Origin of the sequence: Flagellimonas sp., assembly GCF_965222555.1 — a bacterium.
Classification (GTDB): Bacteria; Bacteroidota; Bacteroidia; order Flavobacteriales; family Flavobacteriaceae; genus Flagellimonas.
This window is the reverse complement of record NZ_CBDCUG010000001.1, coordinates 40,600-52,590: the sequence shown is the minus strand read 5'-3', so window position 1 is coordinate 52,590 and position 11,991 is coordinate 40,600. Positions and strand designations below refer to the sequence as shown.

9 protein-coding genes are annotated in these 11,991 nt (G+C 39.3%); 7 read left to right on the top strand and 2 right to left on the bottom strand.

Annotated features, from left to right (window positions below; all coding sequences use genetic code 11):
- Positions 1-42 precede the first annotated feature (42 nt).
- A complete protein-coding gene (locus tag ACOQO1_RS00215; RefSeq protein ID WP_420600880.1) occupies positions 43-894 on the top strand; it encodes an N-acetylglucosamine kinase in 852 nt (283 codons plus the stop codon).
- On the opposite strand, the gene ACOQO1_RS00210 is transcribed toward ACOQO1_RS00215, so the two are convergent.
- Positions 887-1,267: a RidA family protein gene (locus tag ACOQO1_RS00210; RefSeq protein ID WP_420600879.1), complete on the bottom strand. Its 381-nt coding sequence runs from the start codon at positions 1,265-1,267 to the stop codon at positions 887-889. The genes ACOQO1_RS00215 and ACOQO1_RS00210 overlap by 8 nt on opposite strands.
- Positions 1,268-1,313: 46 nt before the next feature.
- Entirely contained in the window at positions 1,314-3,941 is a 2,628-nt protein-coding gene (locus tag ACOQO1_RS00205; protein ID WP_420600878.1) for a putative LPS assembly protein LptD, read from the bottom strand.
- A gap of 193 nt (positions 3,942-4,134) precedes the next feature.
- Between ACOQO1_RS00205 and ACOQO1_RS00200 the strand changes: the two genes are divergently transcribed.
- The 6 genes from ACOQO1_RS00200 to ACOQO1_RS00175 all read left to right on the top strand — a co-directional run bounded on the left by ACOQO1_RS00200 (position 4,135) and on the right by ACOQO1_RS00175 (position 11,982).
- Positions 4,135-5,337 carry an N-acetylmuramoyl-L-alanine amidase family protein gene (locus ACOQO1_RS00200; RefSeq protein WP_420600877.1) on the top strand — a complete coding sequence of 401 codons (1,203 nt, stop codon included), beginning with the start codon at positions 4,135-4,137 and terminating at the stop codon, positions 5,335-5,337.
- A 67-nt stretch (positions 5,338-5,404) separates the two neighbouring features.
- On the top strand, positions 5,405-6,370 hold the full coding sequence (locus ACOQO1_RS00195; RefSeq protein ID WP_420600876.1) for an MlaD family protein: 966 nt from the start codon (positions 5,405-5,407) through the stop codon (positions 6,368-6,370).
- 3 nt (positions 6,371-6,373) lie between these two features.
- Entirely contained in the window at positions 6,374-7,696 is a 1,323-nt protein-coding gene (locus ACOQO1_RS00190; RefSeq protein ID WP_420600875.1) for a 4Fe-4S dicluster domain-containing protein, read from the top strand.
- A 10-nt stretch (positions 7,697-7,706) separates the two neighbouring features.
- On the top strand, positions 7,707-8,492 hold the full coding sequence (locus ACOQO1_RS00185) for a (Fe-S)-binding protein (RefSeq protein ID WP_420600874.1): 786 nt from the start codon (positions 7,707-7,709) through the stop codon (positions 8,490-8,492).
- Position 8,493: 1 nt separating this feature from the next.
- The gene (locus ACOQO1_RS00180; protein WP_420600873.1) at positions 8,494-8,976 is read left to right on the top strand and encodes an ABC transporter ATPase; all 483 of its coding nucleotides are present in this window, start codon (positions 8,494-8,496) and stop codon (positions 8,974-8,976) included.
- Between the two features lie 93 nt (positions 8,977-9,069).
- The gene (locus tag ACOQO1_RS00175) at positions 9,070-11,982 is read left to right on the top strand and encodes a glycoside hydrolase family 3 N-terminal domain-containing protein (protein ID WP_420600872.1); all 2,913 of its coding nucleotides are present in this window, start codon (positions 9,070-9,072) and stop codon (positions 11,980-11,982) included.
- Positions 11,983-11,991: the final 9 nt, after the last annotated feature.

The following is an 11,991-nucleotide window of genomic DNA, read 5'->3' as shown; positions in this document are numbered from 1 at the left end:
AAGGCATATGCCTTTCCTGGATTCCATATAAAACCTTGACTTATGATATTGATTGTGGATAGTGGAGCGACCAAGTCTGATTGGATTGCCCTGAACGATAAAGGTGAACAATTGTTCTTGACCCAAACTTTAGGGTTAAGCCCAGAGGTACTGACCAGGGAAGTAATCGAAGATAGATTGGCGAACAATTTTGAGCTTTCCAAAAACAAGGATATTGTAAGTCATTTGTATTTCTACGGCGCCGGATGTGGTACCGATAGGATGAAGAGTTTTTTAAAGGAAATTTTCAAGGATTTCTTCCCCAAAGCTAAAACCGAAGTACGCGAAGATACCTATGCGGCAATCTATTCAACTACCAAGATTGGACATCAAGGTATAGTTTGCATCTTGGGCACGGGATCAAATTGCAGCTACTATGATGGCCATCAATTGTTCCAGAAAGTTACCTCTTTGGGATATATTTTAATGGATGACGGAAGTGGTAACTTCTTCGGAAGAAAATTGATAAGGGATTATTACTATCATAAAATGCCCCAAGATTTGGGAATAAAGTTTGCCAAAGAGTATAATTTAGAGGCAGATGTCATAAAAGAAAACCTCTACAAACAGCCCAATCCAAACACCTATTTAGCAACTTTTGCTAGATTCATCATTGAAAACAAGGAACATCCGTATTGTCGTGGTGTCATTGATAAGGGACTGCAGCAATTTGTAAACAACTACATCATGCAGTTTGAGCTGGCTACAAAAGTTCCCATCAACTTTGTAGGGAGCATTGCTCACTTTTTGCGTGATGAACTTGCTACTGTTTTGGAACGCAATGATTTAATATTGGGTGTTATCAGACAACGACCCATTGAAGGACTTGTTGAGTTTCACAAAGAAACTATTTAACAGCTATCATCGAAATTTCTACGTTTACAAACTTTGGAAGATTGGCAACTTCCACGGTTTCTCTTGCTGGCGCAGTATCTGCATTAAAATAGCGAGCGTAAACTTCATTTATTTCAGAGAATTGATGCATGTCCTTAATGAAAATGGAAGTCTTTATGACATTTTCAAAGGTCATTCCAGCTTCTGTGAGAATGGCCTTTAAGTTTTCCATGGATTGTTGTGTCTCTCTTTTGATATTGCCTTCTACCAGCTCACCTGTTTCAGGATCAATTGGTATTTGACCTGAAATGTATAAAGTATCCTTAACAAGTACTGCTTGATTATATGGACCTATAGGTGCTGGCGCTTTTGGAGTATTGATTATTGTTTTCATTGTCTTGTATAAAAATTAAGAGATTGTCACAAGATAGTCAAAGCTATCATCTACGGCTAAAGGGTTGACTTCTGTTTTCCCATTTAAGATCACTAAGAATGGAACTCTTGATCCCAATAAAGAAATACCATCTTTCAAACCTTCCAAATGGCGTCCAATCAAAACTTAGCCTAAAACTATTCAAATCCCGTTTAAAATTGAATCGTGTATCTGCAAACCCTTTGTTTTTAAGATCATATCCAGAGTTAAAGCCAACCTCCCATTTTGGGGATAGCTTTATATTACCAGAAAACATTAATGAGTGATTGGTGATTTCCTTCTGTCTTCTACTATTGTTATACGTAGCAACGTAGGTAAGTCTCATATCCCAAGGGATTTTGGTGGCATAGAGTGGATTATCCACTTCTCCGGACTCTTCATTTTCATTCTGAAAATGAGGTTTTCCATCTCTGGCTCCATCCAGTTTAAAAGGATTGGCTCCATAATCCGGATCTTGTGACTTGGTATCCTTTTTGTCCTTGGCACCTCCTTTCTTGAACATTTCACTATTGATGGAAAATCCGGTATTTACCCTAGCAGAGGTCAATCTTACAAGTCCACCTCCATTATTTACATTAAATGTATTTATTCTTCTACCAGTATTATCAATGGCATAAGGATCCATAGAGGCGGAAAAATTTATGGGCACATTTTTAATGATTTCCGTGCTACCACTAAGGTTGATTGGACTTAATTTAAGCGAATCCGCTTCAAAGTTATAACTGGCAGAAAGTGTGAGGTTACTTAAAATACTTACTTTTCTAGGTTCTGTTGCGGTAGAATCCTTGTCCCTAACTTTGGCCTCTAAAGTGTTCCTAATTGAAAAACTCATGGAATTGCCCTTACTTAAGGAAGGTCTCCCATAAATACTGGTTTCAAAAGGGGTGAATTGCACTTCGTTGCCATCTCCATCTTGATAGGTTTCATAAAATTGCTCAAATGAAGGAGCATAACTATAGCCTATTGAAGGACTTATTACATGCCTTAGTGCTTGAATTTTTTTATCCTCACCAAAATTAAACGTTCCGTACAGTACGGTTCCTATGCTAGCACCAAAGTTATATCGATTAAAACGGTCAAAACCTGCTATGGTGTCGGTTACCACGGCTTGTTGTTCATTATCAAAGCGTTTGCTTACAGTTTCCAATGTCCAAACATCTTCGTAACTACCGTTTAAGCTTACACTCAAGTATTTTGCCACTTTAAAGTTGGTGCCAATCGGAATTCTATGCCTAGCTCCAACTCTTGCCTCATCGAACATTTTACTTGTAAAAAAATCCTCTTCTGTAGTGGTAATACTATTTTGGGCGTTTACATCGTACTGGAAGTTGACATTTTGAATAGCTCCCTTTTTTATACCATCTCTTTTTGCAAATGGGAAAATACGCTCCATACTGGCCTGGAATGTTGGCAAAGACATGTTAATTGCCTGTGTTCTGGAGTTTTGGGAATGCGTCAATGTCAAACTTGTGTTTACCGAGGGATACGCCGGAAACGTTTTGGAATAACTTATGGAAGAAGCAAAAGTATTGGTTTGGGTATTGGAACGGTTGACCTGATTTAAAGAGTTGGTGAAAAACTGGCTACTACCCAAGTTCACTGACGCCGAAAACCTGGAATTTGGACTTGCTTTAGGGTCTTGTGTATGCTGAATACGAATATTATAGCTGCTGGTTCTACTAAAATCATCAAACCCTTTTTGGCTCCTGATGATGTTTTCGTAACTGAAATTTACATTACCCCTGAACTTATATCGTTTAGTGTAAATAGATTGGGCCCTAAAACCATAACTCCCATTAGTGTAAAAATCTCCCAAGACACTTAAATCTACATAATCACTTATGGGAAGATAATACCCTCCATTTTGTATAAAGTACCCTCTTTGGGGGTCGTTTCCAAATGTGGGAAATATCAATCCGGCTACACGACCAGTTGTCAATGGAAAATAGGCGAAAGGCAAAGCGATAGGAGTGGGGACATCAACGATATAGATGTTGCTAAAACCGGCTATAATTTTCTTTTTTGGGACAAACTTTGCTTTACGGATGCGTATGTAATAATCCGGGTCTACAGTATCTTTCGATGTTGTTAGCTTTCCCTCGCTCAAAAAATAAACGGAATCATTTTCTTTTTTGGTGACCTCTGCATACACTTTCATTGCATCACTGCCCAGTTGTCCCAGACCTGCCTGTTGTTCGGTTCTGGAATTCCAAATAAGGGCTTTTTGTGTATCAAAATTGAATCGAATGGAATCGGGTCTTACCTCATTACTCCCTTGCTTAAAATATGGTAATTGCGAATATGCGCCGGTAGAATCCTTCATTCTTCCAGCATAGACTTCATTTTTAATATAGTCCATTACAATCACCCCGGCCTTTAGTTCTGTATCCTGATAGTAGATTTCGGCCTCATCGTACAAATAGATTTTATTATCTTTTTGACTCAGTTTCACATAATCCTTGGCCTTATATTTTATTTTGTCCAAGAGCAAAGGTTGTTTTCCTTGAACAGAATCTACCTGCGTAGAATCAAGGGGAATGGAATCATTTAGAATGTTCGGAGGAAGCAATGGAGCCGTAATGCTGTCACTTACAACTTTGATAGGCAGGGGCTTAATAAGATCTTCCTGAGCCATGAGGTTTACCATGCCGGCAAGGAGAGCAAATAGGAAAACTAGAAGATGTTTGTTTGATTGCAACGTGATAAATCCTATTTTTGTGCTAGTTTGGCTCAGTTTTTGGGCTCAAACTTACATATATTTTTTGTTCTGTTGATGTGGGTTTACAATATTTTTAACCATTACGGAATACTATAATTGCTCGGTTCTTATGAATAAAAGTGGGTTTGTTTTTTTTATCGTTCTTTTCGTTGTCCTACCCCAGACTTCGTTTACCAAAAATAATACCGAAATTCCTCCAAAAGACAAATTTGTAGTTGTTTTGGATGCAGGCCATGGTGGCCATGACCCAGGGAATTTAGGAAACGGATACCTTGAAAAAAATATTGCACTGGGAATTGTGTTGATGGCTGGAGCTGAACTGGAAAAAAATCCGGACATTAAAGTTGTATATACCCGAAAAGATGATTCTTTCATTGATCTTTTTGTGAGAGGTGAAATTGCCAATCAAGCAAAAGCAGACCTTTTTGTATCGGTTCATTGCGATTCCCACAGTTCTGATGCACACGGCGCAGGGACTTTTGTTCTGGGGTTACATGCCAACAGACAAAATTTTGAGGTGGCCAAAAAAGAAAATTCGGTGATTTACCTAGAAGATGATTATGAGAAGCGTTACGCGGAATATGATATAAATTCACCAGAATCCATAATAGGGCTTACTATAATGCAGGAAGAGTTTTTGGAGCACAGTATTCTGCTGGGAAAAAAACTACAGGATAATTTCACCAAAAAACTGAGAAGGAAAGACAGAAAGGTAAAACAGGCAGGTTTCATTGTCCTACATCAAACATTTATGCCAAGTGTTTTGGTAGAGACCGGTTTTTTGACCAATAAAAATGAAGGGAGCTATTTGAACTCCAAAAAAGGGCAAACTGAGATGGGAAAAGCCATTGCCGATGCTGTTCTAGCATATAAGGCAGATATGGCAAGCGGGTTTGATGCTAGCGATACTCCAATTGTTATTGAAGATAGCTCTGGAGCGGTGCATACAACTACCAAAAAAGCACAGCAGGAGACCAAGAAGGAGATAAAACCTGAAGCAAACTCAACCACTAAAACTGTTGCCGAAACTAAGAAAATAGAAAAAGCGCCGTCAAAAAGTGAATTGATTTTTAAAGTGCAGCTCATGGCAAGTGCTAAAAACATTCCCCTTAAAGGTTCAAATTTTAGAGGATTGGATATGTTGTCCAAAGAGCCCATTAAAAATCTGTATCGCTATATGTATGGCAATGCAACATCATATGACCAAGCCAAACTCCTTAAAACTAAGGCAGATGCCAAAGGCTATACCACATCGTATATAGTGGCGTACAAGAACGGGGTGAGAATAACGTTAAAAGAAGCGTTAAAATAGACTTTGATAACAGTGGCTACCTTGTCAAAAATATTCCTAATTTTGTTTAAACAGTAAACTGAACCTTTTGAAGCTATCCAGGGAAATTAAAACTGGGATTATAGTACTTGCGGGAATTTTGGCCTTTATTTTCGGGTTAAGTTATCTAAAATCCTCCTCCTTTTTTGAGAATAATAAAACGTTGTATGCCGTGTATGATCATGTAGGTGGTCTTCAACCTGGCACACAAGTTTCTATAAATGGCCTTTCAGTAGGGAACGTTGTCAGCATCCGTTTTAAGGATACAACAGGAAAATTATTGGTGACATTCTCCGTAAGTGAAGATTTTGAATTCTCTAAAAATAGTGAAGCAGAGATTTATGATACTGGAATTATAGGAGGTAAGGGAATCCAGATTCACCCAGTGTTTGATGATTCTCCCATGGTGAAGTCGGGAGATACTCTTAAATCAAGTATTAAACCAGGACTTACTGCTTTGGTCCAAGAGAAACTAACACCACTTCAGATGAAAGTTGAAGGCGCTGTTTCACACGCTGATTCTTTGTTGATGAATGTGAACGATGTCTTGGATGATCCCACCAAAATGGAATTGCGGCAAAGCATAGCAGGTCTTAATAGTTTAATAGGGACATTCAAAGCAAGTGCCGACAAGCTGAATCTTTTATTGGAGAACAATAAAGAACAGTTGGACAGTTCGCTCAAGAACGTAGATAACATTACCACTAATTTTTCTAAACTTTCTGACTCGTTGGCCGGAGCTGGCTTGGCGGCTACTGTAGCCGATTTTAAGGTTACGGTGGAACGTTTGAACAAGGTTTTGGGTAAGATCGAAAAAGGGGAAGGTTCTCTTGGCAAACTGACCAACGACTCCAAGTTATATGATAACTTAACAGATGCTTCAAGAGAGTTGGATTTGTTGCTACAGGACTTTAGATTGAATCCAAAGCGTTATGTTAATGTTTCCGTATTTGGGAAGAAACAGAAGGACTATGAGCTTCCTGAAGACGATCCAGCCGCTCAAAACAAGAATTGATATATGGAATACCTGCCGAACATTCTTTTTGCCATAGCCCTTGTTATTGGAATAGGATTCTTTACGAAAAATGTGAAGAAACTATCCAGAAACATCAAATTGGGAAAAGATGTTGATGTAAGCGATAATAAACAGCAACGCTGGAAAAACATGGCAAGAATTGCCTTGGGACAGACCAAAATGGTGGTTCGGCCCATAGCTGGTTTAATGCACATCATCGTTTATGTTGGTTTTATCATCATAAATATTGAGGTACTGGAAATTATTTTAGATGGTCTATTGGGCACCCATAGATTATTTGCTCCGCTGGGTACGCTCTACAATATTCTAATTGGCTCTTTTGAAATATTGGCGTTATTGGTGATTGTTGCAATCGTTGTTTTTTGGATCCGAAGAAATATCATCAAACTACAACGGTTCATAAAGCCTGAAATGGAAGGTTGGCCCAAAAAAGATGGCAATATGATCCTGTACATTGAATTGGTGCTGATGTTTTTGTTTTTAACGATGAATGCAACCGATTTTCAATTGCAGCAGTTGAATGCCGAACATTATGTAAAAGCCGGAGCATTTCCGGTAAGTCAATTTTTAGTGCCTTTGTTCGATGGAATGTCCATTCCAAACTTAATAGTCGTTGAACGTATAGCTTGGTGGTTACATATTTTGGGGATACTGACATTTTTGAATTACCTCTACTATTCTAAGCATTTACATATCATATTGGCTTTTCCAAACACATATTACGGAAAGTTAAAGCCGATGGGAGAGATTAACAATGTGGAGGCTGTCACCAATGAGGTAAAATTGATGATGGACCCTTCAGTGGACCCTTATGCTGCTCCAGCAGAAGATGCGCCAGAGCCGGAAAAGTTTGGAGCTTCGGATGTGATGGATTTAAACTGGGTACAACTGTTGAATGCCTATACCTGTACTGAATGTGGAAGATGTACTTCTGAATGCCCAGCCAATCAGACCGGAAAAAAGCTTTCTCCAAGAAAAATTATGATGGACACTCGTGACCGACTCGAGGAAGTGGGAAAAAACATGGATGTCAATAAAGGGGAGTTTGTTCCAGATGGCAAACAACTTTTAGATGATTATATCTCTCGCGAAGAGTTATGGGCTTGCACTACCTGCAATGCATGTGTTCAGGCTTGTCCGGTAAGTATAGACCCTCTGTCCATAATCATGGAAATGAGAAGATTTTTGGTGATGGAACAATCGGCGGCCCCCACAGAATTGAACAATATGATGTCCAATATTGAGAACAATGGTGCTCCATGGCCATACAATCAAATGGATCGCTTAAACTGGGTAAACGAATAATAGTAGTACTATGAGTGAAGAACTTAGGGTAAAAACCATGGAAGAGTTTATGGCTCAGGGTACGCAGCCAGAAATATTGTTTTGGGTTGGTTCTGCTGGTAGCTATGATGATAGAGCAAAAAAGATTTCAAGAGCTTTTGTGAAAATATTGAACAAAGCAAATGTTGACTTTGCGGTTTTGGGAGCAGAGGAAAGTTGTACAGGAGATGTGGCAAAACGTGCAGGTAACGAGTTTTTGTTTCAGATGCAGGCCATGATGAACATAGAAGTGTTGAATGGCTATGAAATTAAGCGTATAGTAACCTGCGACCCACATTCTTTCAATACGTTAAAAAATGAATACCCTGGTTTAGGTGGAAATTATGACGTTGTTCACCATACACAATACATTAAAGAGTTAATGGATAATGGGCGTTTGTCCGTTGAAGGCCAAGTGTACAAAGAAAAGCGAATTACATTCCACGATCCTTGTTATCTGGCAAGGGCAAATTCGGTTTTTGATGCCCCAAGGGATGTTTTGAAAAAAACCAACGCTGACATTGTGGAAATGAAACGCCACAAGAAAACTGCGCTTTGTTGCGGTGCCGGAGGCGCACAAATGTTCAAAGAGCCAGAAAAAGGCGATATGGATGTCAATGTACTGCGCACAAAAGATGCCTTGGAGACCAATCCCAATATTATTGCCACCGGATGTCCCTATTGCAATACAATGATGACAGACGGAATTAAAGCACATGAGAAAGAGGAAAGTATTGCTGTTTTGGATGTGGCTGAACTAATTGCAAATTCTATTTAAAATGCTAGTCGATTTTGAGTCCCTCCCGGACACCGCAAGAATCTGGATATATCAATGCAATCGCAGTTTTTCAAGTGAAGAACTTGAAGATGTGAACAATGCCCTTTCTCAATTTCTAGAGCAATGGACTGCACATGGAAGTGAACTAAGTGCCGGTTTTGAGATCAAATACAAAAGATTCATAGTAATTGGGTTAGATCAGTCCAATGCAAGTGCCTCTGGATGCTCCATAGATACTTCGGTTCATTTTATTCAAGGCTTGGAACAAAAGTATGGAGTAGAGCTTATGGACAGGATGAACGTTTCTTTTAAACAAGGAGAGTACGTTGCATACAAGTCTTTAAAGGATTTTAAAAAAATGGCGAAGGACAAAGCAATTTCAAAAAGCACCATCGTTTTTAACAACCTTGTCACCAATAAATTGGAGTATTTGGAACACTGGGAGGTCCCGGCTAGTGAGAGTTGGCACGCAAGATTTGTGTAAGAGATATCTTTAATTTATCCTAATAACAGTGGTTTCTTCGACGAAATGCAATATTTTTGATAGTTGTAAGTTCATGTCCTAGACAAGATATTTATGCGGATAAACTTTTACTTTTCCCTTTTCTTTCTGTGGTTTTTAGGGATCAATGGTCAAAATAATCCATTGATGGCCAAGGATTCTTTGGGACAGCTTAACTGGGTCAACACCAAGTATGATGCAATGTCCCTTGAGGAACGTATTGGGCAATTATTCATGGTAAGTGTTGCCTCAAATCAAAGTAAAACAGCCACGGATAAGGTAAAAGAATTGATTAAAGAACACCACATTGGAGGGGTTGTATTTTTGGTTGGTGGCCCTATACGCCAGGCGAAATTGACCAATGAATATCAATTCCTGTCAAAAACACCGCTTTTAATTGCTTTGGATGCCGAATGGGGATTGTCCATGCGCTTGGATTCCACATATGCCTTTCCTTGGAATATGACATTGGGTGCAATAAAGGACAGTTCAACGGTTGAAAAAGTTGGCTTTCAAATTGGAAAGCATGCTAAAAGGTTGGGAGTGCACATCAATTTTGCACCAGATATTGATGTGAACAACAATCCCAAGAACCCAATTATCGGAAATCGCTCCTTTGGAGAAGATCCTGTGAATGTTGCACGTCATGGGACCGCTTTTATGAGGGGCATGGAAAAGGCTGGTGTACTTTCATGTGGGAAACATTTTCCAGGGCATGGAGACACAGCAACAGATTCCCATCACGCATTGCCCATAATCAATTCAACAAAACAACGATTGGATTCCGTTGAACTGTTTCCGTTCACAAAGTTGATTGATAATGGACTAAGTTCCGTTATGGTGGCTCATTTGGATGTCCCGGGTATGGAAATCAGAGAGGGATTGCCGTCATCTCTTTCAGAACAGATTATTTCTGGAGTATTAAAAGAGGAAATGGGTTTTGAGGGCTTGGTATTTACAGATGCTTTAAATATGAAAGCAGTAGCTAAGTTTGCACCCGAGGGTGAGGTTGAACTGGAGGCATTTAAAGCTGGCAACGATATGCTTTTAATGCCGGAAAATGTGCTACAGGCCAAAGAAAAACTTTTGGAGGCTTATAACATGGGAATCATTACCGAAAGTCGCCTTTCACACTCTGTCAAGAAAATTTTAATGGCCAAGTATAAGGTAGGTCTGTCCAATTTCACACCGGTTCAGTTAGATAATCTATATGAAGATTTAAATGAGGTTGAAAATGATGTAGTGTATGAGGAGGCCATTGAAAAAGCAATTACCGTTGCGAAGAACAACTTTTCTTTGATGCCAATTAAGAAATTGGAAAACAAAAGGATTGCCTACGTAAAATTTGGTGATGATTCTGGGGAAATGTTTTATGAAAGCCTTTCCAAATATGCAAAGGTTACCCAAATTGAGGCCAAAGATGCGGCAGGATATAAAAAAGAACTGGCAAATTATAATTTGATCATTGTTGGATTTCATAAGAGCAATAAGAGTCCTTGGAAATCGTACAAATTTTCCAAAAACGAGCTTTTTTGGTTGCAAGAGATTGCTAGATTGAGAACCAGTAATACCATACTTGCACATTTTGCCAAACCTTATGCACTTTTGGACGTGGCAAATTTCAATAGCATTGATGGAGTGGTGGTTGCTTATCAAAATAGTGCAATAGCCCAAGAAAAAGCTGCAGAGGTGATTTTTGGAGCCATTGGTACAAGCGGGAAACTGCCTGTTTCTGCTCATGGTGAATTTCCAGTGAATACAGGAATCAAGCTAAAGCCTCTACAACGTTTGGGGTATAGCATTCCGGAGAGGGTAGGGCTCAGTTCGTACAAACTGGCGGCAGTGGATAGTTTGGTGGAGGCTGGTCTGGACTCATTGATGTACCCTGGAGCGCAAGTTTTGATTGCGAAAAAAGGAAAAGTGGTGTATAATAAGGCCTTTGGTAAACCCACGTATACATCCGAAGAAAAAGTAAGCGATGGGCATATTTATGATTTGGCCTCGTTGACAAAAATCCTGTCCACATTACCATTGATAATGAAAATGGAGGAAGAAGGCAAAATAGCCCTGAACAATACATTCAAAGAATTGATTCCTCAATATGATTCAACAGAGATTAAAGATGTTACCGTTCTCAAAGCCCTTTCCCATTATGGCCGATTACCGGCATGGATAGCGTTTTACATTGATACGTTGACGAAAAACAGAAAGCCTTCCCCAGAATTTTATAGAAATGCTCCTATGGAGGGATTTTCGTATAAAGTAGCAGAAAATCTTTACCTGACAGACGCATACAAGGACTCAATTTACAATAGGATTGGAAGGCAGAGCTTAAAATCCAATCGTTATCGATACAGTGATGTGGCCTATTATGTTTTCAAAAAATATATTGAGGATACTTATGGGAAACAGCTGGACGAATTGATCAATGAATTCTTATACATCCCCATGGGATTGCAGCATACCTCGTTCAATCCTTTGAGTCGGTTTTCCAAAGAGGAGATTGTCCCGTCTGAAGAAGATAAATATTATAGACATCAAACGGTCCAGGGTTATGTGCACGATATGGGAGCTGCCATGCAAGGTGGAGTAGGAGGACATGCAGGACTGTTCAGCAATGCAAATGATGTGGCCAAAATAATGCAGATGTACCTGCAAGGAGGTCTATATGGAGGTAAACGCTTTTTGAGCGAACGTACGATCAAAAAATTCAATACGTGTTACTTCTGTCATAAAGATGTTAGAAGGGGAGTAGGTTTTGATAAACCCCAACTCAAAGAAAAGGGCCCCACCTGTGGCTGCGTTTCCAGAAAGAGTTTTGGACATAGCGGTTTTACCGGCACATATACTTGGGCAGACCCTGAGGAAGAACTCGTTTACGTCTTTTTATCAAATAGAACCTACCCCTCTGCCAGTAATACACTACTAGTGAAATCTGGATTGAGAACCCGAATTCAGCAAGCTATTTATGATTCCATTATAAATTAGGCATAAAAT

What these genes read in the sequence shown, in the direction of transcription:
- ACOQO1_RS00215 (WP_420600880.1), top strand. Translation starts at nt 43, where the DNA reads ATGATATTGATTGTGGATAGTGGAGCGACCAAGTCTGATTGGATTGCC.
- ACOQO1_RS00210 (WP_420600879.1), bottom strand. Translation starts at nt 1,267, where the DNA reads ATGAAAACAATAATCAATACTCCAAAAGCGCCAGCACCTATAGGTCCA.
- ACOQO1_RS00205 (WP_420600878.1), bottom strand. Translation starts at nt 3,941, where the DNA reads ATGGCTCAGGAAGATCTTATTAAGCCCCTGCCTATCAAAGTTGTAAGT.
- ACOQO1_RS00200 (WP_420600877.1), top strand. Translation starts at nt 4,135, where the DNA reads ATGAATAAAAGTGGGTTTGTTTTTTTTATCGTTCTTTTCGTTGTCCTA.
- ACOQO1_RS00190 (WP_420600875.1), top strand. Translation starts at nt 6,374, where the DNA reads ATGGAATACCTGCCGAACATTCTTTTTGCCATAGCCCTTGTTATTGGA.
- ACOQO1_RS00185 (WP_420600874.1), top strand. Translation starts at nt 7,707, where the DNA reads ATGAGTGAAGAACTTAGGGTAAAAACCATGGAAGAGTTTATGGCTCAG.
- ACOQO1_RS00180 (WP_420600873.1), top strand. Translation starts at nt 8,494, where the DNA reads ATGCTAGTCGATTTTGAGTCCCTCCCGGACACCGCAAGAATCTGGATA.
- ACOQO1_RS00175 (WP_420600872.1), top strand. Translation starts at nt 9,070, where the DNA reads ATGCGGATAAACTTTTACTTTTCCCTTTTCTTTCTGTGGTTTTTAGGG.